Here is a 23,991-nt window from a genome sequence, read left to right as displayed (position 1 = left end):
CGCTCATTGTTCGAGAAAGTTCCAAAAGGTAAAGTTCGACCTTTTGGAACTTTCTCTTACATAAAGAATTTATTAATGTCGTTCCATGTTACAACAATCATTAAAAGCATAAGTAAAGCAAATCCAACAAAATGAACGAGGCCTTCTTTTTGAGGGTCCATTGGTTTACCGCGAACTGCTTCGATTCCAATAAATATTAGGCGACCTCCATCCATTGCTGGGATAGGCAATAAGTTAATAATTCCTAAATTAACGCTAAGAGCGGCCGCCCATTGCATTAAAACGAAAATCCCCATTGCTGCTGCTTCCCCGGTATAATTGTATATACCTACAGGTCCTGCGACGTAGTCTAAAGAAAACTGGCCAGTTACAATCATCCCAAGCACTTCAAAAATCATCGACATAAATGCGTACGTTTGTGTGAAACCAAATACGATAGATCCAAGTAAAGAAAATTCAGTCGGTCTAGCAATCCCTACGAATCCCTCGGAATCACCAAATTGTCCAACTCTCTCATCGGGCGTAACAGGTATTGTCACTTGTTGTCCGTTACGTTCTACTTCAAACACTATAGGTTCTTTCGGATTTTTTTGAATGATATCTGTCATTTCATTCCAAGTATCAATCGGCTGACCCTCAATTGCGATAACTCGATCGCCTTCTAATAATCCAGCTTCAGATGCTGCGCTATCAGGTGAAACATCACCAACTTGAGCTTCATCAACTGGCATACCTTGAAATAAAGCAAAAGCGATTAAAATAACGACAGCCAAAACAAAATTCATTAAGGGACCAGCAAAGATAGCTAACGCACGTTGGCCAACTGTCTTTGAACCAAACTGTCTATTCCAAGGAGCAATTTGTGTTTCTAGTTCGTCCTGAACCAACTTAGCTTGCTCATCGACTTGGTACTGAATTCTTTCTCCTTCATCATTGTAAGCTTCAATAATTAAGTTATGTTCTAGATCTATTTTTTCTACTTGTACAACAAAGGCATCAGGGTGCTTCGACTTATTATTAACGATAATTTTACTTACTTTACGTTTTTGATTAAATACAAGTCCAATTTCAAATCCTGGTTTAATATCAACCATCTCAGGGTCTTCCCCAGCCATTCGTACAAAACCACCCAATGGAAGAAGTCGGATGGTATAAACTGTTTCATTTCGCTTCCAAGAAAAAATTTTCGGGCCAAATCCAATCGCAAACTCCCTACACAAGATTCCTGCTCGTTTTGCAAAGTATAAATGTCCCCATTCATGTATGAACACAAGAAGACCAAATATGATAATGACTGATAATAAAGTTTCCATCGATTTATCCTTCCACCTTTCTTATTTCATACTAGAGTGGATAAAAGCTCTTGTTTCAGCATCGACTGCCACAATATCTTCTAATGTCGGTTTTGAAATAGCATGGTGTCTTTCTAGAGCTTGTTCTATCTTTGCTTCAATCTGTAAGAAAGAAAGTTTATTATCAAGAAAATAGGCTACAGCTATTTCATTTGCCGCATTTAGAACTGTAGGCATCGTTCCACCGATTTTTCCTGCTTCATAAGCGAATGCCATACAGCGGTAACGCTCCAAATCTAACTTACTAAAATGCAACGTCCCTAACTCCCATAAGTTTAAGCGCTCGTTAGAAATGGACTCTAGACGATTAGGATACGTTAATGCATACTGGATAGGAACTCGCATATCAGGTGTTCCTAACTGCGCTATCACACTACCATCTATGTATTCTACCATCGAATGGATAATACTTTCTTTATGTAAGACTACATCAATCTTCTCATATGGTATATCAAAAAGCCATCGCGCTTCAATAACTTCTAATCCTTTATTCATCATTGTCGCAGAATCAATCGTAATTTTTGCACCCATCGACCAATTTGGGTGATTGAGCGCTTCACGAACCGTTACATCTTTAAGATCATTTCTTGAACGTTCCCTAAAACTACCACCTGAAGCTGTTAAAATCAATTTTTCAACCTCAGTTATTTTCTCCCCATTTAACGCTTGAAAGATCGCTGAATGTTCACTATCAACAGGTAACAACGGCACGCCAAACTCCTTAGCTGCTGTCGTCACAAGATGCCCTGCAGTAACGAGTGTTTCTTTATTGGCTATCGCAATCGCTTTTCTTTCTTTTATCGCCGCTAAAGTAGGTGAGAGCCCTACACTACCAAGAACCGCATTAACTAATGTTTCTGATTTGGGATCCGTTGCCACCTCAACTAATCCTTCTTCCCCATAGACAACCTTTGTATGACTTGGAACATCATGAATTAGTTTGTCGTAGTCCTCTCTTGTTTGTACAGATACAAGATTCGGTAAAAACTCATGTACCTGTTTCAAAGCTAGATCTATATTTCTGCCTACTGACATAGATACTAACTTGAAATGATCCGGGTGCTTTCTAATCACATCTAAAGTCTGTGTTCCGATTGAACCTGTTGCACCTAACAAACTAATATGCTTCAACTTACTCACCTACAATTCAAAATATCACTTCAAACGATTCTATTATTTATGTTAAAAGAGGACACTGCTTATCTGTTGCTCATCAGTTGCAAGCTCTTAAATTAATTGAAGCAAATGCAGAATGGGCATTACATAAATAAGACTATCAAAACGATCAAGAATTCCGCCATGTCCAGGAAGAACGTTTCCTGAATCCTTAACTGCGTAATGCCTTTTCAATGCAGATTCTACTAGATCCCCAAGTTGTCCAAAAATAGACGCTACAATGATAACCAATAATGCTGTCAAGTAGTTTGAAAAGATCGGGAAAAAGCTGTAAAAAATTGTTCCAATAACAATTGCAGCTATAATTCCACCAATTGAACCTTCAATCGTTTTTTTCGGACTAATATCAGGCCATAGTTTGTTTTTCCCCCACTTACGCCCAACAAAATAAGCCCCTGAATCCGTTGTCCATATGAGTAAAAGAACAAAAAATACAAGATATAAACCATGTTCTGGAATTTCACGAGTCATGATTAGATAATGAAAGCCAAAACCTACATAGACTGATGATAAAATCACAAACCCTACTTGATCAAATGTAAACATATTTTTTGTAATAACCGTAAACATCAATAAGACCAATATGACAAAAATAAAGATTTCTACTTTAGTAAAATTCAAAGGAACAACTAGTTCAAACCAATGATTAGGTACGAGAAGTAACCACATTGAAAAAAGACTAACGATTCCCATTAAAGATAAAGGAGTTATTTTTTTCATTTTCAATAGTTCAATCATAGCTACTGAGGCTAAAATTGAAATAAATAATGAAAACACCCAGCCTCCAAGTAAAACCATTATAATAAAACCTGCTCCACCAATCACTCCGGTAATAATTCGTTGTTTCAATTGACATCGCCCCTTCTAAACGCCACCGTACCTACGCGCTCGTTTTTGATAGACGGCAATGGCTTCCGTTAAGTGCTTCTCATTAAAATCAGGCCACAGAACATCTGTAAACCAAAATTCACTATAGGCTACTTGCCAAAGCATAAAGTTACTTAACCGAATTTCTCCACTTGTTCGAATAAGCAAATCTGGATCTCGTAACTCTGCAGTCATCATATTTTTTTCAAGAATAGATTCATTTAGCTCTTCAGAGGTCAATGACCCCAACTCTACTTGTTTTGCAATTTTCCTTATTGCATCCATTAGTTCAAAGCGACTCCCATAATTTAAAGCAAAGTTCAAAATTAAACCGGTGTTATTTTCTGTTTCTTTCACTGCTTTCATAACAGCTTTTTTCGTATGGTCCGGTAATTCTTCAATACTTCCCATTAAACGCACTTTAACATTTTCTTTCATCAACTTAGGTAATTCATTATTTAAAAACCGTTCGGGTAGCTTCATTAAATATTCGACTTCCGTTTTTGGACGCTTCCAATTTTCCGTTGAAAATGCGTATAATGTCAAAACCTCCACACCAAGATCATTTGCTTTGTGAACCACTTTATTTACGACTTTCATTCCTTCACGATGCCCAGCAATTCGAGGCAATCCTTTATTTTTCGCCCAACGCCCATTCCCATCCATTATAATGGCAATATGCTTTGGGATATTCGCTTGATCTAGTTCATCTTTTATTTCTTGAGATGATAAACTCGATTTCCATTTTGATAATTTCTCAAGCATGTTGACGCCCTCCATCTATCTCTAACAGCAGGTTCTCTTACTTGTAGCTTTTCCTTTTTTTCTAAGACTCATAACATTTGTGTTTTGTACAAATGGTTCAATACTAAAGTCTCCAATAAGAAACCGCTCACAGCACATTTGAAACACCTCTCATCCCTATTGTGCATGAAACTAGCTTTAGTCACTGCTTCATGATTATTATAAGCCTCAGTATAGAGCAACTTACTACTAGTATGAAAGTGTAAAAAACCCCCTAGAAAAAGAGGGTCTTTTCACTATGTCTATTTTACATGGAACTGGCTTATACTTCCATGATTTCTTTTTCTTTCTTTTCAGCAACATCATCAACTTTTACAATCGTCTTATCTGTTAGCTTTTGAACATCATCTGTACTGCGGCGAAGTTCATCCTCAGTCATTTCTCCATCCTTTTGAAGCTTTTTCAAATCATCATTGGCATCACGACGCACGTTTCGAATAGCAACCTTCGCTTCTTCTCCTGCTTTTTTTACAAGCTTAACAAGGTCTTTACGACGCTCTTCCGTTAATGGTGGGATCGAAATACGAATTACTGTACCATCATTTGAAGGCGTTAGACCAAGGTCTGACATTTGAATAGCTCGTTCAATGTTCGAAATAGATGATTTATCAAAAGGTTGGATTAATAGCAAGCGTGCCTCAGGTACTGAGATGGTAGCCAATTGATTAAGCGGCGTCTCTGCACCATAATATTCAACGGTAATACGATCAAGTAAAGTTGGATTTGCTCGTCCTGCTCTTAACTTAGCTAACTCACGCGTTAAGGCATCGATTGCCTTTGACATACGTTGTTCGGTATCTTTTAAAATTTCTGCTGACATTATGAATTCCCCCTTACTAATGTTCCAATTTCTTCACCTAATACGGCTCGTTTAATGTTACCTTCTTCCATAATAGAGAAAACAATGAGTGGGATATCGTTATCCATGCAAAGTGATGAAGCCGTTGAGTCCATAACAGCTAATCCTTCTTTTAAAACATCCATATAAGAAATTTTTGTGTACTTCTTCGCATTCGCATCAACAGACGGATCAGCACTATAAACGCCGTCTACTTTGTTTTTAGCCATCAAGATCACTTCCGCTTCAATCTCAGCTGCTCTAAGCGCTGCTGTTGTATCTGTTGAGAAATATGGATTCCCTGTTCCTGCAGCGAAAATAACTACTCGTTTCTTTTCAAGATGGCGAATTGCTTTTCTACGAATATAAGGTTCAGCCACTTGACGCATTTCAATCGATGTTTGAACTCTTGTTTCTACCTCGATGTCTTCTAAGCTATCTTGAAGAGCTAACGAATTCATAACCGTTGCAAGCATTCCCATATAGTCGGCTGTAGCACGATCCATCCCTTTGGCACTACCAGCCATTCCACGCCAAATATTTCCACCGCCTACTACAATAGCTACTTCTACATCAAGTTCCACAATCTCTTTCACTTGTTTAGCTACCGATTGGATAACAATTGGGTCAATTCCATAACCCAACTCGCCCGCTAACGCCTCACCGCTAAGCTTTAATATCACTCGTTTATATGTTTGCATGAAAACCTCCGACATGAGATGAAGTTTTAATTAATCATTTTCAAGGAAAAACAGAACTACACACGATCGCTCCTACTTCTAGATTCAAATTAATCTAATAAGTATGGTTGAATCTAGCGGAGACCTTGCCTTTTCCTAACTTATCAATTCTTAATTCACTCATCCCTAATAACTAAACTAACTATTACGGATAAGGATAGGAAGTTTTTACACTTCTGAAAAAAGGGACACATTGTGCCCCTCACTAGTTATTACTTTTTCACTTGAGACATTACTTCCTCAGCAAAATTATCTTCGCGCTTCTCCATGCCTTCTCCTACTTCATAACGGATAAAACTTTTTACTTCTGCGCCTTTACTTTTCACATACTTACCAACTTTTTGATCGCCATCTTTAACAAATGGTTGATCAAGTAAACAAACTTGTTCAAAATATTTGCTTAAACGACCTTCTACCATTTTTTCAACGATGTTTGCAGGCTTGCCTTCGTTTAGAGCTTGTTGGGTAAGAACTTCACGCTCACGCTCTACTTCTTCTTGTGATACTTCATCACGAGTCACATATGTCGGATTGATCGCAGCTACGTGCATAGCCACGTCTTTAGCTAACTCAGCATCAGTTGAGCCGCCTACAACTGTTAGGACACCAATACGTCCACCCATATGTAAGTACTCTCCAAATACATCGCCATCTTCTTTTTCTACGATTTCAAAGCGACGTAAAGAGATTTTTTCTCCAATTTTTGCAATTGATGAATTAATGAATTCTTGAACAGTTTGTCCCTCAGCAAAAGGTTGAGTTAAAGCTTCTTCTACAGAAGCCGGTGTATGAGCAATTACATGTACAGCTAACTCATTTACAAGCTTTTGGAAGTTTTCATTCTTAGCAACGAAATCTGTTTCTGAGTTGATTTCTACGATAACCGCTTTGTTACCTTTAGATTTCACAACTGCAAGACCTTCAGCAGCTACACGATCTGCCTTCTTAGCAGCACTTGCAATACCTTTTTCACGTAAGAAATCAATTGCCTTTTCCATATCTCCATCTGTTTCTGTTAGAGCCTTTTTACAATCCATCATTCCTGCGCCCGTTTTTTCACGTAATTCTTTTACCATGCTTGCTGTTACAGCCATTAAAAACGCCTCCTTAAAGTATAAGTATGTACAGGTACATCATCATATAAACCAAAATTACTTGACGAAGCTAGTAGTTTCATAAAAAAAGGTGGTAAAAGGGTAATCCCCCTTTACCACCCTTAGAGTAAATGAAATTAAGCTGTTGTTGTTTCTTCAACTTCCGTAACTTCTTCTTCTTGAGAAGTAGCTTCGATTACTGCATCAGCCATTTTACCAGTTAAAAGTTTAACTGCACGGATTGCATCATCGTTACCTGGAATTACATAATCAATTTCATCAGGATCACAGTTTGTATCTACAATTGCAACAATCGGGATGTTCAATTTATGAGCTTCCGCAATTGCAATGCGCTCTTTACGTGGGTCAATAACAAAAAGTGCGTCAGGAACACCTTTCATATCCTTGATACCGCCTAAGAACTTTTCTAAACGATCCATTTCCTTTTTAAGAAGAATAACTTCTTTCTTAGGAAGAACGTCAAATGTGCCGTCTTCTTGCATCTTCTCAAGATTCTTAAGACGTGTAATACGCTTTTGAATAGTTTCAAAGTTCGTTAATGTACCACCTAACCAACGTTGGTTGATGAAATACATTCCACAACGCGCAGCTTCTTCTTTAACTGAATCTTGCGCTTGTTTTTTTGTACCAACGAAAAGAATTTTCCCTCCGTCAGCAGCTAAGTCACGTACAAAGTTATACGCTTCCTCAACTTTCTTAACTGTTTTTTGTAAATCGATAATGTAAATACCGTTACGTTCTGTGAAGATGTAGCGATCCATCTTAGGGTTCCAACGACGAGTCTGATGACCGAAATGTACCCCAGCTTCTAATAATTGCTTCATGGAGATTACTGCCACATCAAACACCTCCTTCAAATTGGTTTTTTGTTTTCCTCCGCGTTCATCATTTTTGTATGACACTGACAAGTCAGCACCCTCATACAAATTAAAGCGCGTGTGTGATTAACACCGTTGATTAATATATCATATCAAAATGCCTGTTGCAAGCAGAATTAGACATTAACGATAAAATTTCAACATTAATTCTACTTCGCCTTTTCCAAGACTTAATTTTTTAGCAATTTCATTAATTGATAATCCTTGTTTTGATAGCGCTATGACCTTAGCCGTCTCTGACTGCTCGTAGACAAATTCTTCTTCCTGTTCAATAAAAGGTGGTTGATAGTCTAAAGGACCGCCATCTGTCTTGCGTTCAACTTTTACCTCATGTTCTAGTTTTACTCTTGGTTTATTTTTCGTATGAGATCTTTCTTGCCTTTTGGATTTGTCTTCCAACCCTCCTACCAAGTCATTTTCTAGAGGAGCTTGTTGATTGGAAAGCTTGTTTCGAGTTTTACTTTGTTCAATTTGTTTTAAAAGAAGTTCATTTTCTTCTTTCATTTCAGCGGTATATGAAATAAGCAAATCTTCTATCTCATTTTTTGTTTTTTCGATGTCTGTGGCCTGATTCGGTTGTTGTTTCTGTAATAGAGTCATGATCCATAGAAACGTTACTCCATGCAAAAGGAGACTAATTGTGACTAATAATGTCGTCATTTAATAATTCCTTTCTTAACCAGAAAAATCTACAAACTTCCCTTTAAAGGGATGCTTACAGTCTGGTTCAATTTCGTCTTTATGGCTTGGCCGCTGCTCTTTATTCTGGTCCTGTTTGCTTTCTCCTTCTTTAGTAAACCTTGCCTGATCTGATGATTTTGTTTCGTTCACTTGTTTTCTTTTTCTACGCTCTTCTTCAACTTGCTGTTGTGCAATTATATCTTGGCTTACTTGTCCCCTTTGTTGCAATTGGTCTTGTAGCTTTCCAGACTTTTGAGAATTTGGGAACGATCCTTGTGCTTCAATTGGACGTAAACTCATTTTAATTCTCTCCCTTCAAAGATCTTCAATTTAGTTTGTATTAATTTTTATTTCAGAATCAATTAAAGAAATTTGAGTTTTCTGGAAATTAGACGAAATTTCCCTCCGGTATTTACCAAAATGTACATCAACATTTTGATAGATCGTTCGCTTCACGTATATAAAACCCTCTTCTTCGATATTTTCATCTTCTTCATCAAGTTTTAGTTCTTCAGTTAAATGATCAATTTTTTGATTTGCTACTTGAAATGAATGTATCACCTTTAGTTTAGACAATTTATCACGCCCAACTAGCTCACCCATTTCTTTTTCTTTAGCTAATAACTTCTTCAATAGTTTTGCTAACTTCAATTGATCTTCTTTTGTTTTTTTAAATTCGGCTTCCATTTCTTTTTGTTTCCTTATAGCCTGTTCATGCGTTCCAATAAACAATTTGGTATTCGTAAGCTTTCATTACCAACTTCGTTTACTAGGATGCTTTGTTTAGCTGAAATAGCTCCACCAACTATTAAACCTGTACCTTGTGTACAATTGATGACCGAACCAGACGTACACGTACTATGTAAAATCGCTTGTGCTACGTCAATGGATCCCCTACAACGACATTCCCTTCATTAATAAAAGTCGTTTGAGGGTCTCCTGCAGCTTCAATTAGTGAACGATTTTGTCCAACGATCCCCGCTCCAATAAAAATAGATCCCCCATCTTTTAGTTTCGTGCCTCTACCGTTCCAGATACTCTAATATCCCCACCTGCTTCTACCTCAAAGCCAGCTGGGATACTCCCTCTAATATTAACGTTACCAACAAATGAAATATTCCCTGTTGTCAGTGATAGGTCTCCATTAATTTCATAAGTAGACTGAACATGAATTGTGTATTTATCAATACTTATTTGTCCATCAATCAAAGAATAAAGACTTTGTTCTTCTTCATCCAGACGAGTATTCTTTCCTTTTCGTAAAATAAAATCTTTCCCAGGTTTTGCAGGTATTTCCTCTCCGTACACATTGTAGCCAGCCTGCCCTGCTGTTGCCTTTATTTTTGTTCCCACCTTATCTCCAATACTAACAGACGGAATCTCCAGGAAATCTTTGAGATTGATATTTTGATTCGATTGAAATTCTCGATTCTTTTTTTGGAATATGACCGGTTGAATAAAAGCAGGTTTACCCTTTATTGGTTTTTGGCCAAAGGCAATCTTCACTTTTGACTTCATTACTTTTCTTTCTGTTAAGAGATTAGCAACGGTCATTTCATCTATTCCATAAGTAATCCCATGTTCTTTAATAAATTGGAGCAGAGTATCCTTCGTTAATTTCATCTCCTCATCTATCTTTCCATGCTGAATGATTGTTGCTACCATTTTGTTTGAGGAAATTTGAATTTCAAAAAATTGTTCCAACTCAGACATCAAAATCAATCCCACCTAACGATTTTTGGCGTTTTTTTTCATTGTTTGTTGGAGTCTGAATAATGACTTTGAATGGATTTGTGATATACGTGATGTTGAAAGACTTAAAATTTGCCCTATTTCTGTTAAGGTCATTTCTTCATAATAAAATAAACTAATAACAAGTCTTTCTTTCTCAGGTAACTGGTCAATCATCATCGCTAATTCTTTTTTGGTTTCCAAGTCACTTGAATGTTCTTCTGGGGTTCGAGTTACCTTATCTTCAATGGTCGCTGCGAATGTCTCATTTCTTTCGGTATCTTGAGATTGATCATCGATAGACAATAAACTTGAAGTGAAATAGTCAGTCATAATTCTTTCGACATCATACGAATCAATCTCTAGTTCATTTGCTACCTCTTCACTTGTAACATACCGACCATTTCTCTGTTCTAGCATTTCGGTTACAGCTTCAACCTTTTTTATCTTGTCACGCATTGATCTTGGAAGCCAATCCTCTTTTCTTAGTCCATCAATAATAGCACCTCTGACACGAAAAGAAGCATATGTATCAAATTTTAAATCACGTTCTGGTTGGAATTTCTCTAAAGCATCGTATAATCCCATTAATCCATGGCTTATTAGCTCATCTTTTTGAACATTTTTTGGTAGACCTATCGAAATACGTTGAACATGGTAATGAACGAGTGGCATATAACGCCTAATTAACTCATCACAAGCATCATGACTTCGCTCTGCAAGCCATTTATCCCAGAGTTTTCTGTCTTCTACCGCTGTTACATGTCCCATAAATGCCCCCCGCTTAAATGTATTACTCTAAATGAACGAATAATTAGTTTTTAACAACAAAACTTTAAATTTCCATCGTTCCTTTGTTCACTGTTCTAATCTGTAGAAGTGAAGAGGTTGGGTTAAACTCAATGGTACGACCACTTTTCCCACCAACATCTTCTGCTATAATCGGGATTCCAAGTTCCTTCAATTTGTCTTTTGTTGCTTCAACATTACGCGGACGATTCTCATCAGATCATTTCCAGTTGAGAAGGAAAACATCTGAGCGCCTCCAGCCAGTTTGGCTTTCAATGAAAAAAGACGTGCCCCTCGTTTTTCAAGTTGAGTGAGTAATGCTGGAATCGCCGTGTCAGCGTATTTTGCTTTATTTATTTTTTCCTGCTTAGAAAGAGTACAACTAGGCAACATAATATGAGCCATTCCCGAACGTAATAACATCTGGTCTTAACTTTTTTCTTTTATCTAAAGCATCTTCCCCATTACGTGCTGTAGCAATCACATTGATTCCAGGATGTCTATTAAGCGTATCTGATATCACTTTTCTCATAAAAGCTGAATCATCTACAACAAGTACTCGAATCGCAGTTCCCACATTATCCCTAACTTTCTTAATGTTTCTATTTCCTTAGACTGACCATTTTTCGCATTTTTGAAAGAAATTGACCATATTTAGTTGGCGCTTCTTTTCCTTCTCCAATATAGAAAGACGCAAGCTGGATAATTGCCTTACTAACCTTTGCATTTTTATCAAATACAACAAAGGGAGTTTGTGCTTTTACTGCCTTTGAAACAATAGGATCACTTGGTATATAGCCTAATGCTTCAATATCTTTTTTTAGAAATTGCAAAGCTACTCTCTTAAAGCTTTCTATAGTTCTACTTCCTTCTACTTGCGAATCAGCACGATTGACAATTAAGTAAAGTGGTTTAGAATCGTCTCTTAAATAAATGAACTTTATCATTGAATAAGCATCTGTAATGGCAGTAGGCTCCGGAGTCGTTACGACAAATACATCGTGTGCAGCCATTACAAATTCAATACTTTCTTTTGTAGCACCAGCGCCCATATCTAAAAAGATATAATCAAACCTCTCTCCAATCAACTCTAACTGAAAAAAAAACTTATGAAGACGTTCCTCATTTAATTCTACAAAAGATGAAAATCCAGATCCACCTGCAATATAAGAAATCCCAGCAGGTCCTTCCTCAATAATATCCCAAATTGATAATTGATTATTTAATAAGTCCATAAGATGATAGTTAGGTGTTAGCCCCATCAATATATTTAGGTTAGCCATCCCTATGTCTAAGTCCATAATGGCTACTTTCTTTCCTAATTGAGAGAGACTAATCGCAAAATTCAAGCACACGTTGGATTTTCCAACTCCACCTTTTCCACTTACAACAGCAATTACTTTGGCATCTTTTCGGTCATCATTATCCAGTAAACGTCTTAAGTTTTCGGCTTGATCATTCATCTATTTATTCACCTCGAACAAACAGTCTAGTAGATAGGGAACAGAAGTTTCGACTAAATCGTCTGGAACATTTTGACCTATCGTTACGTAAGCTATGCCTTTACCGAGCTCAAGTGGAATGTTTAACATCGCTCCATATGTACTCGTTTCATCTTTTTTTGTTAAAATCACCTTATTAATTGGGATAAGATTAAACTGGTGCAAAATATCTTTCATATCCTCATATTTTGATGTGAGTGATAAGACTAAATAAGTCTCTGCATTCTCTTTAAAATCAATTACTTTATTTAATTCCTCTACATACAATTGGTTTCTAAAATTCCTACCAGCAGAATCAACTAAGACCAAATCATAATGCTCAAACTGACCAGTAGCCCGTTTAAAATCATCAATTGAGTAAGCAACCTCTAAAGGAATATTTAAAATCTTAGCATATGTTTTTAATTGTTCAACGGCCGCTATCCGGTAAGTATCTGTTGTGATAAGTGCTACTTTTTTTTGTTTCTTCAGAACACAATGAGCTGCCAATTTAGCAATGGTTGTTGTTTTTCCTACTCCTGTTGGTCCAACCATATTTATTATTTTTTTATCAAATGAAATCCCACCAATAGGAATTTTCTCAAGAGAAGCTTGCAAATAGGATTTCAGATCTTGATTTACATCTACTTTAACACGTTCTATTACTGTTTGATCATACCAATTCTTCATAAGATGTTTTAAGGCTTTAAGTCGAACGTTTGATGAAACACCTTGACTACGTAGATGATTGTCTATACTTTGAAAGGGTTCTGGATATTCCTTTTCATCAGAACCTTTATTATCATTAAGCCCTTGCACAAGTTCTTTTAATTGATTGATTTCATTTATCAAGCTGCTCTGTGTCGCTGACGCAATCGTTTGTGTACTAGACTGAACAATTTTTTTTGAAACGGCAGGTTCTCTTGTTCGGACTGGCCTTCTATTTATAGTTGGATCAATAGCCGCTATTACTTCAATTTGCTTTTTTGTAAAAAAGCCTAAAAAACCACCTGTTTCGATTTCTTTTGAATTTAAAATAACGGCATCGTCACCTAATTCTGAGCGAATTGTTTTCATTGCATCATGCATCGTATTTGCTGTATACTTCTTTACCTTCATTCTACGTTCACCACTCCTACACTTTGCACTTCAACATCTGCTTCGAGCTCGTTATATGACAAGACCGGTACATGAGGCAAATAACGTTCTAGTAATTGTCTAACATACATACGTACTGCTGGAGAACACAGGATTACTGGTACTTGTCCCATTTGTGACAAACGGTCAGTTTCAGATGCAGCTGATTCCAGAATTCGTTGAGAATCATTAGGGTCCATAGAAACGAAATTTCCGTGTTCCGTTTGTTGAACAGAATCAGCTACTTTCTTTTCAACTGTTCCACTTAAAGTGATGACGTACATTGGCTCTCCAGGTAAAGTCATTTGCTTAGAAATTTGCCGTGATAATGATTGACGAACGTACTCTGTAACCAAATCCATATCTTTAGTCATATGACCATAATCGGCAAGCGTTTCAAAGATAATCGGTAAGTTTCGAATAGAAACATTTTCTTTCAATAAATTTGTCAGCACTTTTTGAACTTCACCTGTTGATAAAGAGCTTGGTGTTACTTCCTCAACAAGGGCAGGATACGTTTCTTTTAAATGATCTACAAGCTGTTTCGTTTCTTGTCTACCTAACAACTCATGGGCATGACGTTTAATAATCTCCGTTAAATGCGTTGAAACGACCGACGGTGGATCGACAACCGTATAGCCGGACAACTCAGCTTGTTCTTTCATATCTTCTCCAATCCAAAGTGCCGGCAATCCAAAAGCAGGTTCAATAGTATCTATTCCTATGATGCTCTCATCTTCAACACCTGGGCTCATAGCCATATAGTGATCCAAAAGAAGCTCACCTTTAGCAATTTCATTTCCTTTAATTTTAATCGTATATTCATTTGGCTGAAGCTGAATGTTATCACGAATGCGTATTACCGGCACAATCATTCCTAGCTCAAGTGCCATTTGACGGCGGATCATCACTACACGGTCTAATAAGTCTCCACCTTGATTGGCATCAGCTAATGGAATCAATCCATAACCAAATTCAAATTCAATTGGGTCAATCTGTAGAAGGTTGATAACACTTTCAGGGGACTTCATCTCATCAGGTTGTTCTTCCTCTTCCGCCTGTTCTTCTTCGAGGAATGCTCTTTTTTCATTTTTCCCGAGATAATAAGCACCAAATATAAGCGCAAAAGCAATAGGAAACGTAAACACTGGAGAGATTGGCGTGATAACACCTAGAAAAAAGATGGTTCCGCCTGCGATATATAACATCTTTGGATAAGCAAATATTTGTTTAGTAATATCGTGTCCTAAATTTCCTTCTGATGATGCACGAGTAACAACAATCCCTGTTGCAGTTGAAATCAATAGTGCTGGAATTTGACTAACTAACCCATCTCCAACGGTTAACAACGTAAAAGTTGAAGCTGCAGTTGTAAGATCCATTCCCATTTGCATCATCCCAATGATCAAACCAAAAATGAGGTTAATCATAACAATAACAATCCCAGCAATAGCATCTCCTTTAACGAATTTACTAGCACCATCCATCGAACCATAAAAATCAGCTTCTTGTTCAATTTTCTCTCGGCGCGCTTTTGCCTCTACATCAGAAATCATGCCTGCATTTAAATCTGCATCTATACTCATTTGTTTCCCTGGCATTGCATCTAGGGTGAAACGAGCCCCAACTTCTGATACACGCTCAGCACCTTTAGTAATGACTAGGAACTGAATGATAATTAAAATAAGGAAAACAACGAAACCAACTAAGGCATTTCCCCCTACGACGAAGTTTCCGAATGTATCAATGACATTCCCTGCATTTGCCTCACCCAAAATCGAGCGAGTTGTTGAAACATTTAACCCTAATCGAAATAATGTAACTAATAATAATAGCGTTGGAAAAATTGAAAATTGCAACGGCTCTCTTGTATTCATCGCAACAAGGATTATGATTAATGCAAGAGATATATTAATAATAATTAAAAAGTCCAGCATCGCCGTTGGTAACGGGATGATGAGCATAATGACGATTAGGATAACACCTAGTAATACAGATAGGTCTCTTATTGCCACACAACTTCTCTCCTATCTTAAGGTACGTTAATTTACCTGTTTGTTTTTCAGACGATACACATAGGCAAGAACTTCTGCTACTGCCTTAAATAGGTCTTCAGGGACCTGATTTCCTATGTCCGCCTGAGCGTAAAGTGCTCTTGCTAGAGGTTTATTTTCAACTGTTACGACTTCGTGATCTACCGCAAGCCCCTTTATTTTCTGAGCCACAAAATCAACACCTTTTGCAACTACAAATGGCGCATCCGCCTTTTCTTCATCGTAACGCAGGGCCACCGCGAAATGCGTAGGATTTGTGATAACAACATCGGCTTTTGGGACTTCCTGCATCATCCGCTGCATAGCCATTTCCATTTGTTTCTGCTTACGTTTTGATTTCACTCTAGGGTCACCTTCCATATTTTTATGCTCATCTTTAATATCTTTTTTAGACATTTTAATCTGCTTTTCATGATCGTATTTTTGGTAGAGATAATCTGGCACCGATAATATAAGAAGTAAAATTGCGACGGAGATCCCTAATGTAACGACGAGTTGCGCAATAATATAAAACCCATCTGCCACACTTTTTTGCGATAGAAGCATAACGTCCCCGAGCTTATACCAAATAATCACAAAGACTACCAAGCCAACTAAACCAATTTTAAGTAAAGACTTTACTAATTCAACTAAAGCTCTCACGGAAAATATTCGTTTTGCTCCCTGTATCGGATCTAGCTTAGATAGCTTCATATGAATTGCTTCAGGAGCAAACAATATGCCAACTTGAATATAACTCGCGGCAACACCCGCAATTAGCGCGATCAATATAATTGGTAAAAGGACAACAGCCGCTTCAAATATTAATTCTATAAAAATCCCAGCAAAATTGCTTTCAGTTAGATCGATAAGTAGATACGTTTGAAATGTATGTTTTAAAAGATTAAGTAAGGTTCCACCAAGCATGCCTCCAAAAAGCCATAAAAATAAAAACACTAACAATAAAATAATCGCTGTGTTTACGTCTGTACTTTTCGCTACTTGTCCTTTTTTTCTCGTGTCTTGACGTTTTTTCGGGGTTGCTTTTTCTGTTTTTTCTTCGGCAAAAAACTGTAGATTCACTTTTAATTTAAGTTGATTCAACTTATGCACCCCCGAGTAACTGTAATAAAGTTCGCATGGCGAGAACCATTTGATCAAATAAATTTTGGACAACCATCAAGAAAACACTCATAAATACCGTTAATAGTAATAGGCCTACTAAAATTTTCAATGGCATACCAACCACAAAAACATTCATCTGAGGTACCGCTCTTGATACCATTCCTAACCCAACATCCACTAAAAAAAGCGAACCGACAATAGGGAATGCCATTTGAAACGCAACTACAAACATAGCATTAAAAGTAGTAGCCACATAGCGGATAATATTTTCTTGTCCAAAAGGAAGATGAACCTGATCCATTGGAACAAATTGATAACTATAGAAAATCCCATCTAATAGCAAATGATGACCATTGACAAGTAAAAGAAATAATAAAGCAAATGTATATAAATAGCTCCCTGTCAAAGGCGTTTGTGCACCTGTTTGCGGGTCTACAACGTTCGCAATCATGAAACCCATACTGTAATCAATAAGTCCCCCTGCAACTTGAATCGCATATAAAATCATTGCCGCAATGAGACCAACTAATAATCCAACCATTGCTTCTTTTATTATCAGAAAATAATATAAACCATCTATGACAAGTACCGGTGATTCAAGTGTGAATACCATGATATACGCTAAAAAAAGAGCCAAGCCTATTTTCATAGAGTTAGGAATAGACCTATGAGCGTAAATCGGTAGTACCGCAAAAAAAGCTAAGACTCGAACAAACACAAGCAAAAAAGCAGGAAAAACATTGATGAAATCCACCATTATCCAATAAACCTATGAAGATTACTAAAAATCTGATGAGTAAAATTCGTCATATTTGAGAGCATCCAAGGTCCAAATATAATTAGTGCAGCAAAAACACCTACTATTTTAGGAATAAAAGCCAATGTTTGCTCTTGAATTTGAGTGGTTGCTTGAAAGATACTGACTAACAGACCAAGTCCTAATGCAACGACTAAAAGCGGGCCGGATACAATTAACACTGTCCATATTCCATTTTCCGCCATATTAATAACAAATTCAGGACTCATATGATTCACCATCCTTTAATTAAAGCTGAGAAGTAACGATTGAACAATTAAATACCATCCATCCACTAATACAAATAATAAAATTTTAAAAGGCAATGCGATCATGACGGGAGGTAACATCATCATCCCCATCGACATCAACACGCTTGCTACGATCATATCAATTACTAAAAAAGGAATGAAAATCAAAAAGCCGATTTGAAAAGCTGTTTTCAACTCGCTGATCGCAAAAGCAGGAACCAAAGAGGTTAATGGAATATCATCTAATGTTTCTGGACGCTCTAATCCAGCGTATCCCATAAATAAAGCCAAATCTTTCTCACGTGTATGGTTAGCCATGAACTCTTTCATTGGAAGTGCCGCTAAATAAAAAGCCTCTTCCTGATCAATTTCTTCATTAATAAATGGGGTAATCGCTGTTTCATTCACTTCAGCAAAAACTGGTGCCATAATAAAAAAGGTAAGAAAAAGTGCTAAACCTATTAGTACTTGGTTCGGTGGCATGGATTGTGTAGCAAGCCCCTGCCTTACGAACGACAAAACAATCACTATTCTTGTAAAGCTCGTCATTAAAATTAAGATAGATGGAGCTAGCGATAGGATGGTTAAAAGAATAAGTAATCGAATAGTCGTTGCAACATTAGTCGGCTCATCATTTAAAATATCTAAATCAATCCCTGGAAGCGTGGTTACTGCTGAAAGAATCATAGAGTCTAGCATCATTTGTCACGCTCCCTCACAGCATCATGCAACTTCTCTTGCGTTTTAGATACATCTTTCAATTGCTTCGAAAGTAAATTTTTAAAAGCTTCATTGTTAGTTTCGGGTTTTAAAGAAGTATTTGGTTTATTAGATCGCATTTTTTGGCTTACTAAATTAAATAACTTATTAACAGGTTGCTCCAATTGTTCAAACTGCTCCTTTTGTTGGTTTACGATCAAATTAATTTCCTTAGCATCTTCTATTTCTCTTAACAGTTGAATACTTTCACCAACCCCAACGACTAAGACACGATTTCCCACTTTTACTAATTGCACAGACCTGTTCGCTCCAAGTGGAACACCACCAATATTTTGTAGCATTTGTGTAGAACGAAACGATTGTGATCGTTTATTTAAAAAGCGTAAAAGCAAATAAATAAGAACAATCACAAGAGCTAAGGCACTAATCATCTGGGCAAAGATTAAAAAGGTGTTCTGTTCAGGAATGACTTCGTCTTCTACAGGCTCCGTGTCAATGGTCCATGGGTCTGGGTCTGTAACTACGGGGGCCTCTTCATTGACACTCTCTTCAACAGAATCGTTACCCTTTAATGTTTCATTCACTCTTCGATTCTCATTAGTTGTTTCAGCTTCAACATGGTGTTGCAGTCCAATTAGAGAACTAAGAATTAGAGCTATTATTAGAAATCTTATCCGCATAGATGATTAGCCCTCCACTTTATACAAATAATTTTAGTTAACGAATTGCTTTTTCGATTGCCTCTAGTACTCGATCTGCCTGAAATGGTTTCACAATAAAGTCTTTAGCTCCAGCTTGGATCGCATCAATGACCATAGCCTGCTGCCCCATAGCTGAACACATTATGATCTTAGCACTTGGGTCAATGGTTTTGATTTCCTTCAATGCCGTTATTCCGTCCATTTCCGGCATGGTGATATCCATTGTGACAAGATCTGGATTTAATTCCTTGTACTTTTTAATTGCTTGCGTTCCATCATTTGCCTCACCGACCACATCATAGCCATTTTTTGAAAGTATATCTTTAATCATCATTCTCATAAATGCAGCATCATCAACAATTAAAACTCGACCAGACATATAACTCACCAACCTATTTCAAGTTTCTAATACGATCTTCTTGACTTACGATATCCGTGACACGAACACCAAAGTTTTCATCAATGACCACAACTTCTCCTTTGGCAATCAATTTTTGATTGACTAATATATCTACAGGTTCACCAGCTAACTTATCTAGTTCAATGATCGACCCTTGAGTGAATTCAAGTATTTCTTTAATGGAGCGCTTCGTACGCCCTAATTCAACTGTTACTTGAAGCGGGATATCTAATAACATATTTAAGTTATTTGATTCAATATGATTTAACTGTGGGCTCTCAAATGTTGAAAATGCAGCAGGTTGAACATCTACAACTCGCTGGCCAAACGTTGAGGCCTGTCCTAAATGTTGCTGTCCACGTTGTTCATAACGGGGATGAACAACCTGGTCCCTTGCCATCGGTTGACTTGGTTGATGCTGTTGCTTTTCCTGAACTGGAGCAGCAGGTTCAACTTTAGCTTCTTGTTTAGGTTGTCGTTCCTCCGTAAGCATTGGTATTTCTTCTTGGGTCCCTCCATCCGGATTCATTAGTTCGTCTACTAAGCTCTTAGCGAACGACACAGTCACTAGTTGCATAATATTAGAGTCAATTAAATCTCCTACTTTTAAACGGAAAGAAATCTTAATTAAAGTATTTTCTCCTGGTAAGTTTGTTGTTCCTTTGTCTTTTTTCACATCCATTAAATCAATACTAGGAGGTGAAATATCGACTTTTTTATTAAAAATGGTTGACATTGATGTAGATGCAGATCCCATCATTTGATTCATTGCTTCTTGAACAGCACTTACATGCATGTCACTTAAATCTAAAGAAGCATTTATTCCGTCTCCACCAAGCATTAAATCAGCAATAATTGCAGCGTCTGTAGTTTTTATAACGAGCAAATTCATTCCCTCAAAACCCTCTGTATATTCAACATGGACAGCGACGTGTGGTTGAGGAAACTCTGATTCAAGTTCTTGTCTTGTGATAATTGAGAGTAACGGTGTCGTAATCTCAACTTTTTGATTCAATAAAGTCGATAATGCTGTAGCAGCACTTCCAAATGAAATATTCCCTATTTCACCTATTGCATCTTGCTCAATTTCAGAAATATAATCAGAAAGCCTTAAAGAACTCTTTTCTACTTTACTAGTTTCTACATCATCATCTCCGCCACTAACACCTGCTAAAAGAGCATTGATTTCATCTTGGGAAAGCATATCATCATTCATTTTCTTCTGCCTCCTCAATTATATCTGTCACCTGGACAGCAATTTGGTTCTTCATTTTCCCCGGCTGTGCATTGTATTTATGTTCACCACCGACCGTAATCATTAATGGTCGGTCAATAGGTTGATTTAATTCAATAACATCTCCAATTCCGAGATGTAAAAATTCTTGTATCGAAATCTCTGATCGTCCTAATTCGGCTTGAATAAGTAATGGTGCTTTTCTTATCTTTTTTTCAATTTTGTCTATTTCTCCAGGTTGCCTTTGCTTCTTCTTTTCCTGCATCCAATAATGAATCGAAAGTTTAGGTAAAATTTCTTCTAGAACAACGTGTGGAAGACAAATATTTATCATTCCTGATGTTTCTGCAACCGTTGTCGAAAGCGAAATAACAACAACGGTCTCATTTGGAGAAACCATTTGTAAAAATTGAGGATTCACCTCTATATCTTCCATTATAGGATCAAGTTCGATAATGGAACTCCATGCCTCCTGAAAGCTGTCTAACGTACGTTGAAACAACTGTGCCATAATACGTGTTTCAATTTCAGTTAGATTTTCGACCTTATTTACACTGTCGCCCTTACCACCTAATAATCGATCAAGCATCGCATAGGCAATATTAGGATTAACTTCCATTAATAACCTTCCCTCGAGTGGATATGGCTCGAAAACATTTAGAATCGTCATTTTAGGAATCGAACGGATGAATTCCTCATATGGTAGTTGATCAACTGATGTTACAGAAATTTGAACATATGTCCGAAGTTGGGCTGAAAAATAAGTTGTAAGAAGTCGAGCAAAATTCTCATGAATTCTAGACAAGCTCCGAATTTGATCCTTCGAAAAACGAAGTGCTCGTTTAAAATCATAAACCTTTATCTTTTTTTCAGTTTCTTCCTTTTTGAGTTCATCAGCATTCATTTCACCCGTAGAAAGTGCCGATAACAGGGCATCTATTTCTCCCTGTGATAAAACGTCAGCCAAGATTCTCACCTCTCCATCTCAATAAACACATAACATTATTGGATAACCCATGTGATTGTATAAACCTGAATGACCTCTCCTTCTTGCATAAGCTGGTTAATTTGATTTCGTATATCAGCTTCAAATGCCTCTATCCCTTCAGGTCCCGCTAGCTCAGATGCTTTTTTCCCCGAAAGAGCACGTAAGATAATATTATTCACTTGAAAATCTCTTTTTTGTATTTCAGCTAAAGAATTTTGATTATCAACATGTATCCGAAAAGAAGCTCGAACAAAATCATTTGAAAGCAAGTTCGTTGTAATTTCGTTTGTTTCAAATGATTGGGCTATGATTTCGTCAATCGTTGGTGGAGCGTCGGGATCTGGTTGGTTCGTATAATTTTTCACTAGAACAAATGCTACCACACCGACAAGGGTCAAAGAAATAAGAATTATAAGCATAATATTAACGAGTTTATTTTTGAACATCATGACCCCTCCACTTCTTTATGAATTCCTATAAGTCCTATTTCAGTAAATTGCTTATTAATAATGGCCTTTATGTCTTTCATATTATTACGAACAACAATTTTTTTGCCACTTATAAGGGTAATAGTAGTATCAGGGAATGCCTCAATTTGTTCAATTAATATAACATTTAGTAAAAACGGTTGGCCATTTAAGCGAATAAGTTCGATCATAATTTGAATTGGACTAGGAGTTATTCCCTAGCCCAAACCTCCTTGAAGATTAATGGTATAAAGGATTAAAAATGGAACAGATAATTATCGTTTTAAGTTAATTAGCTCTTGGAGGATTTCATCTGATGTTGTAATAATTCGTGTGTTTGCTTGGAAACCACGTTGAGCAACGATCATTTCAGTGAATTCTGATGACAAGTCAACATTAGACATTTCAAGTGTTCCTGCGACTAACGAACCAGTTCCTGCAGCATCAAGTTGCGCTAATGAAATATAAGCTGGGGAGGCTTCAAAGTCACCATTTCTAAAGAATTCTCCCTGAGCCAATGTACCTGAGTTTGCTGAGGCAGAATAAAGATTATTCCCAACCTTCTCTAAACCTTCTGGATTAGAAAATTTCGCTAAACCTAATTGACCCGCTACTTGTAAACCATCACTACTAATAAATCGAAGAATTCCATCAGCACCTATACTAAAACTTTGAGCCTCAGGCGGAATTCTCAGTCTACCAAATTCATAATCATCTTGAAGATCAGTATTATTATTAGTGTTTACGTTAAATTCATCTACAGGTGTATAGCTTCCGTCTCCACCAGGTCTAACACCCATTAAATAAAATCCATCGGAATTCACAATATATCCTTCCTGATCTAAATAGAAATTACCAGCACGAGTATAAGATAGATCGCCTACCCCAGCCGGATTCCCTTCTCCACCTGTAGTACTAACAACAAAGTAACCATCACCTGAAATTCCTAAGTCAAGTTCTCGATTTGTATTTTGTAAACTTCCTTGTGTATGGATTGTATCAATGGAAGCTAATTGCATTCCAAGCCCAACTTGTCTTGCGTTTACCCCACCACGATTTTCACCTGGCCCTGTAGCACCCGCAATTTGTTGACTAACCATATCCTTAAACGTCGTACGACCTTTTTTAAAACCGAATGTATTAACATTGGCAATATTGTTACCAATTGTATCTAACTTAGTTTGCATGTTTTGCATACCCGAAATGCCTGAATACATTGAGCGTAACATTAGTATTTCCTCCTCATATTAGCTGCTTCTATCAGTCCACAGCTTCAGACCTCCCAAAAGGGTCCAGTCTTACTAATCAATTAAAATCGTTCCGTTGATATTAGTAAATATTTGTGATTGTGCTTCATCTCGATTAAGAACAGTAATTACCGTATCATTTTGCGCACTTACTATTAGAGCTGCATTATTGGTGATAACAAGAGAATCTTTAACCCCTTTTTGTTTTGCTTCTTTAACCTTATCTTGAATTGTCAACCACTTTTCCGCAGAAAACTCGATTCCTCTCATATCCATCCGATGTTGGGCATGTTTACTTACCTTTAACTGGTTTGTGTTGTGTATTTGCCTTTCTAGTAACTGATTAAAGGACGTTGTTTGTATTGGATTGACATTCTTACGAGTCGGCTTTGGAAGCGAATGAATTGAATGAGTAGGAATTCTTGGTTCCATAATACGTC

Annotated in this window: 30 protein-coding genes and 2 pseudogenes; all 32 read right to left on the bottom strand. The window is 37.1% G+C overall.

Annotated features, from left to right (window positions below; all coding sequences use genetic code 11):
• Positions 1–56: 56 nt before the first annotated feature.
• The gene (gene rseP, locus LDX58_RS05500) at positions 57–1,313 is read right to left on the bottom strand and encodes an RIP metalloprotease RseP (RefSeq protein WP_227935842.1); all 1,257 of its coding nucleotides are present in this window, start codon (positions 1,311–1,313) and stop codon (positions 57–59) included.
• A gap of 21 nt (positions 1,314–1,334) precedes the next feature.
• Positions 1,335–2,483: a 1-deoxy-D-xylulose-5-phosphate reductoisomerase gene (locus LDX58_RS05495; RefSeq protein WP_227935841.1), complete on the bottom strand. Its 1,149-nt coding sequence runs from the start codon at positions 2,481–2,483 to the stop codon at positions 1,335–1,337.
• A 96-nt stretch (positions 2,484–2,579) separates the two neighbouring features.
• Complete coding sequence (locus LDX58_RS05490) at positions 2,580–3,377, bottom strand: phosphatidate cytidylyltransferase (protein WP_227935840.1); 798 nt, start codon at positions 3,375–3,377, stop codon at positions 2,580–2,582.
• 15 nt (positions 3,378–3,392) lie between these two features.
• Positions 3,393–4,160, bottom strand: a complete 768-nt coding sequence (uppS, locus tag LDX58_RS05485) for an undecaprenyl pyrophosphate synthase (RefSeq protein WP_227935839.1) — start codon at positions 4,158–4,160, stop codon at positions 3,393–3,395.
• 301 nt (positions 4,161–4,461) lie between these two features.
• The gene (frr, locus tag LDX58_RS05480; protein WP_227935838.1) at positions 4,462–5,019 is read right to left on the bottom strand and encodes a ribosome recycling factor; all 558 of its coding nucleotides are present in this window, start codon (positions 5,017–5,019) and stop codon (positions 4,462–4,464) included.
• Positions 5,019–5,738: a UMP kinase gene (pyrH, locus tag LDX58_RS05475; RefSeq protein ID WP_227935837.1), complete on the bottom strand. Its 720-nt coding sequence runs from the start codon at positions 5,736–5,738 to the stop codon at positions 5,019–5,021. The genes frr and pyrH overlap by 1 nt, the downstream gene beginning before the upstream one ends.
• A 251-nt stretch (positions 5,739–5,989) precedes the next feature.
• The gene (tsf, locus tag LDX58_RS05470; protein WP_227935836.1) at positions 5,990–6,871 is read right to left on the bottom strand and encodes a translation elongation factor Ts; all 882 of its coding nucleotides are present in this window, start codon (positions 6,869–6,871) and stop codon (positions 5,990–5,992) included.
• Positions 6,872–7,008: 137 nt separating this feature from the next.
• Positions 7,009–7,731 carry a 30S ribosomal protein S2 gene (gene rpsB / locus LDX58_RS05465; protein WP_227935835.1) on the bottom strand — a complete coding sequence of 241 codons (723 nt, stop codon included), beginning with the start codon at positions 7,729–7,731 and terminating at the stop codon, positions 7,009–7,011.
• A 162-nt stretch (positions 7,732–7,893) separates the two neighbouring features.
• Positions 7,894–8,430, bottom strand: coding sequence for a DUF6115 domain-containing protein (locus LDX58_RS05460; protein WP_227935834.1), 537 nt, complete (start codon positions 8,428–8,430; stop codon positions 7,894–7,896).
• A 15-nt stretch (positions 8,431–8,445) separates the two neighbouring features.
• The gene (locus LDX58_RS05455; protein WP_227935833.1) at positions 8,446–8,751 is read right to left on the bottom strand and encodes a hypothetical protein; all 306 of its coding nucleotides are present in this window, start codon (positions 8,749–8,751) and stop codon (positions 8,446–8,448) included.
• A 30-nt stretch (positions 8,752–8,781) separates the two neighbouring features.
• Positions 8,782–9,183 carry a FapA family protein gene (locus LDX58_RS05450; RefSeq protein WP_227935832.1) on the bottom strand — a complete coding sequence of 134 codons (402 nt, stop codon included), beginning with the start codon at positions 9,181–9,183 and terminating at the stop codon, positions 8,782–8,784.
• Positions 9,153–9,341, bottom strand: a pseudogene (locus tag LDX58_RS26610) (hypothetical protein); the annotation flags it as partial. The gene LDX58_RS05450 and the pseudogene LDX58_RS26610, both read right to left, overlap by 31 nt.
• Positions 9,342–9,459: 118 nt before the next feature.
• Complete coding sequence (locus LDX58_RS05445) at positions 9,460–10,164, bottom strand: flagellar assembly protein A (RefSeq protein ID WP_227935831.1); 705 nt, start codon at positions 10,162–10,164, stop codon at positions 9,460–9,462.
• 15 nt (positions 10,165–10,179) lie between these two features.
• Positions 10,180–10,953, bottom strand: coding sequence for a FliA/WhiG family RNA polymerase sigma factor (locus tag LDX58_RS05440; RefSeq protein ID WP_227935830.1), 774 nt, complete (start codon positions 10,951–10,953; stop codon positions 10,180–10,182).
• Positions 10,954–11,017: 64 nt separating this feature from the next.
• On the bottom strand, positions 11,018–11,146 hold the full coding sequence (locus LDX58_RS26390) for a hypothetical protein (RefSeq protein ID WP_308017456.1): 129 nt from the start codon (positions 11,144–11,146) through the stop codon (positions 11,018–11,020).
• Positions 11,143–11,364: a chemotaxis protein CheD gene (locus tag LDX58_RS26385; protein ID WP_308017465.1), complete on the bottom strand. Its 222-nt coding sequence runs from the start codon at positions 11,362–11,364 to the stop codon at positions 11,143–11,145. The genes LDX58_RS26390 and LDX58_RS26385 overlap by 4 nt, the downstream gene beginning before the upstream one ends.
• Positions 11,365–11,383: 19 nt before the next feature.
• Positions 11,384–11,503: pseudogene (locus tag LDX58_RS05430) on the bottom strand (chemotaxis response regulator protein-glutamate methylesterase); the annotation flags it as partial.
• 70 nt (positions 11,504–11,573) lie between these two features.
• Positions 11,574–12,434, bottom strand: coding sequence for a MinD/ParA family protein (locus LDX58_RS05425; RefSeq protein WP_227935828.1), 861 nt, complete (start codon positions 12,432–12,434; stop codon positions 11,574–11,576).
• A complete protein-coding gene (gene flhF / locus LDX58_RS05420; RefSeq protein ID WP_227935827.1) occupies positions 12,435–13,571 on the bottom strand; it encodes a flagellar biosynthesis GTPase FlhF in 1,137 nt (378 codons plus the stop codon).
• Positions 13,568–15,604 (bottom strand): flagellar biosynthesis protein FlhA, encoded by a 2,037-nt coding sequence (gene flhA, locus LDX58_RS05415; RefSeq protein WP_227935826.1) that lies wholly within the window; start codon positions 15,602–15,604, stop codon positions 13,568–13,570. Before flhA ends, flhF begins: the two co-directional genes overlap by 4 nt.
• A gap of 27 nt (positions 15,605–15,631) precedes the next feature.
• Positions 15,632–16,726, bottom strand: coding sequence for a flagellar biosynthesis protein FlhB (gene flhB, locus LDX58_RS05410; RefSeq protein ID WP_227935825.1), 1,095 nt, complete (start codon positions 16,724–16,726; stop codon positions 15,632–15,634).
• 1 nt (position 16,727) lies between these two features.
• Positions 16,728–17,504 carry a flagellar biosynthetic protein FliR gene (gene fliR / locus LDX58_RS05405; RefSeq protein WP_227935824.1) on the bottom strand — a complete coding sequence of 259 codons (777 nt, stop codon included), beginning with the start codon at positions 17,502–17,504 and terminating at the stop codon, positions 16,728–16,730.
• Positions 17,504–17,773, bottom strand: a complete 270-nt coding sequence (gene fliQ / locus LDX58_RS05400; RefSeq protein ID WP_227935823.1) for a flagellar biosynthesis protein FliQ — start codon at positions 17,771–17,773, stop codon at positions 17,504–17,506. The genes fliR and fliQ overlap by 1 nt, the downstream gene beginning before the upstream one ends.
• Before the next feature lie 15 nt (positions 17,774–17,788).
• Positions 17,789–18,496, bottom strand: a complete 708-nt coding sequence (gene fliP / locus LDX58_RS05395) for a flagellar type III secretion system pore protein FliP (RefSeq protein WP_372459112.1) — start codon at positions 18,494–18,496, stop codon at positions 17,789–17,791.
• Entirely contained in the window at positions 18,493–19,194 is a 702-nt protein-coding gene (fliO, locus tag LDX58_RS05390; RefSeq protein WP_227935822.1) for a flagellar biosynthetic protein FliO, read from the bottom strand. Before fliO ends, fliP begins: the two co-directional genes overlap by 4 nt.
• 37 nt (positions 19,195–19,231) lie before the next feature.
• Positions 19,232–19,594, bottom strand: coding sequence for a response regulator (locus tag LDX58_RS05385; protein ID WP_227935821.1), 363 nt, complete (start codon positions 19,592–19,594; stop codon positions 19,232–19,234).
• 13 nt (positions 19,595–19,607) lie between these two features.
• Complete coding sequence (gene fliY / locus LDX58_RS05380; protein WP_227935820.1) at positions 19,608–20,831, bottom strand: flagellar motor switch phosphatase FliY; 1,224 nt, start codon at positions 20,829–20,831, stop codon at positions 19,608–19,610.
• Positions 20,824–21,816, bottom strand: a complete 993-nt coding sequence (gene fliM / locus LDX58_RS05375; RefSeq protein ID WP_227935819.1) for a flagellar motor switch protein FliM — start codon at positions 21,814–21,816, stop codon at positions 20,824–20,826. The genes fliY and fliM overlap by 8 nt, the downstream gene beginning before the upstream one ends.
• 35 nt (positions 21,817–21,851) lie before the next feature.
• Entirely contained in the window at positions 21,852–22,283 is a 432-nt protein-coding gene (fliL, locus tag LDX58_RS05370; RefSeq protein WP_227935818.1) for a flagellar basal body-associated protein FliL, read from the bottom strand.
• Positions 22,283–22,495, bottom strand: coding sequence for a flagellar FlbD family protein (locus LDX58_RS05365; protein ID WP_227935817.1), 213 nt, complete (start codon positions 22,493–22,495; stop codon positions 22,283–22,285). Before LDX58_RS05365 ends, fliL begins: the two co-directional genes overlap by 1 nt.
• Before the next feature lie 84 nt (positions 22,496–22,579).
• The gene (gene flgG, locus LDX58_RS05360; RefSeq protein WP_227935816.1) at positions 22,580–23,533 is read right to left on the bottom strand and encodes a flagellar basal body rod protein FlgG; all 954 of its coding nucleotides are present in this window, start codon (positions 23,531–23,533) and stop codon (positions 22,580–22,582) included.
• 72 nt (positions 23,534–23,605) lie between these two features.
• Complete coding sequence (locus LDX58_RS05355; RefSeq protein ID WP_227935815.1) at positions 23,606–23,983, bottom strand: TIGR02530 family flagellar biosynthesis protein; 378 nt, start codon at positions 23,981–23,983, stop codon at positions 23,606–23,608.
• Positions 23,984–23,991 lie beyond the last annotated feature (8 nt).

This window comes from Alkalihalobacillus deserti, assembly GCF_020734105.1.
Lineage (GTDB): Bacteria > Bacillota > Bacilli > Bacillales > Bacillaceae_D > Halalkalibacter > Halalkalibacter deserti.
The sequence above is the reverse complement of the archived record's forward strand: the minus strand, read 5'-3'. Positions and strand labels throughout refer to the sequence as shown.

What these genes read in the sequence shown, in the direction of transcription:
- rseP (WP_227935842.1), bottom strand. Translation starts at nt 1,313, where the DNA reads ATGGAAACTTTATTATCAGTCATTATCATATTTGGTCTTCTTGTGTTC.
- uppS (WP_227935839.1), bottom strand. Translation starts at nt 4,160, where the DNA reads ATGCTTGAGAAATTATCAAAATGGAAATCGAGTTTATCATCTCAAGAA.
- frr (WP_227935838.1), bottom strand. Translation starts at nt 5,019, where the DNA reads ATGTCAGCAGAAATTTTAAAAGATACCGAACAACGTATGTCAAAGGCA.
- pyrH (WP_227935837.1), bottom strand. Translation starts at nt 5,738, where the DNA reads ATGCAAACATATAAACGAGTGATATTAAAGCTTAGCGGTGAGGCGTTA.
- tsf (WP_227935836.1), bottom strand. Translation starts at nt 6,871, where the DNA reads ATGGCTGTAACAGCAAGCATGGTAAAAGAATTACGTGAAAAAACGGGC.
- LDX58_RS05460 (WP_227935834.1), bottom strand. Translation starts at nt 8,430, where the DNA reads ATGACGACATTATTAGTCACAATTAGTCTCCTTTTGCATGGAGTAACG.
- LDX58_RS05455 (WP_227935833.1), bottom strand. Translation starts at nt 8,751, where the DNA reads ATGAGTTTACGTCCAATTGAAGCACAAGGATCGTTCCCAAATTCTCAA.
- LDX58_RS05445 (WP_227935831.1), bottom strand. Translation starts at nt 10,164, where the DNA reads ATGTCTGAGTTGGAACAATTTTTTGAAATTCAAATTTCCTCAAACAAA.
- LDX58_RS05440 (WP_227935830.1), bottom strand. Translation starts at nt 10,953, where the DNA reads ATGGGACATGTAACAGCGGTAGAAGACAGAAAACTCTGGGATAAATGG.
- LDX58_RS26385 (WP_308017465.1), bottom strand. Translation starts at nt 11,364, where the DNA reads ATGTTGCCTAGTTGTACTCTTTCTAAGCAGGAAAAAATAAATAAAGCA.
- LDX58_RS05425 (WP_227935828.1), bottom strand. Translation starts at nt 12,434, where the DNA reads ATGAATGATCAAGCCGAAAACTTAAGACGTTTACTGGATAATGATGAC.
- flhF (WP_227935827.1), bottom strand. Translation starts at nt 13,571, where the DNA reads ATGAAGGTAAAGAAGTATACAGCAAATACGATGCATGATGCAATGAAA.
- fliR (WP_227935824.1), bottom strand. Translation starts at nt 17,504, where the DNA reads ATGGTGGATTTCATCAATGTTTTTCCTGCTTTTTTGCTTGTGTTTGTT.
- fliQ (WP_227935823.1), bottom strand. Translation starts at nt 17,773, where the DNA reads ATGAGTCCTGAATTTGTTATTAATATGGCGGAAAATGGAATATGGACA.
- fliP (WP_372459112.1), bottom strand. Translation starts at nt 18,496, where the DNA reads ATGATGCTAGACTCTATGATTCTTTCAGCAGTAACCACGCTTCCAGGG.
- fliO (WP_227935822.1), bottom strand. Translation starts at nt 19,194, where the DNA reads ATGCGGATAAGATTTCTAATAATAGCTCTAATTCTTAGTTCTCTAATT.
- LDX58_RS05385 (WP_227935821.1), bottom strand. Translation starts at nt 19,594, where the DNA reads ATGTCTGGTCGAGTTTTAATTGTTGATGATGCTGCATTTATGAGAATG.
- fliY (WP_227935820.1), bottom strand. Translation starts at nt 20,831, where the DNA reads ATGAATGATGATATGCTTTCCCAAGATGAAATCAATGCTCTTTTAGCA.
- fliL (WP_227935818.1), bottom strand. Translation starts at nt 22,283, where the DNA reads ATGTTCAAAAATAAACTCGTTAATATTATGCTTATAATTCTTATTTCT.
- LDX58_RS05365 (WP_227935817.1), bottom strand. Translation starts at nt 22,495, where the DNA reads ATGATCGAACTTATTCGCTTAAATGGCCAACCGTTTTTACTAAATGTT.
- flgG (WP_227935816.1), bottom strand. Translation starts at nt 23,533, where the DNA reads ATGTTACGCTCAATGTATTCAGGCATTTCGGGTATGCAAAACATGCAA.
- LDX58_RS05355 (WP_227935815.1), bottom strand. Translation starts at nt 23,983, where the DNA reads ATGGAACCAAGAATTCCTACTCATTCAATTCATTCGCTTCCAAAGCCG.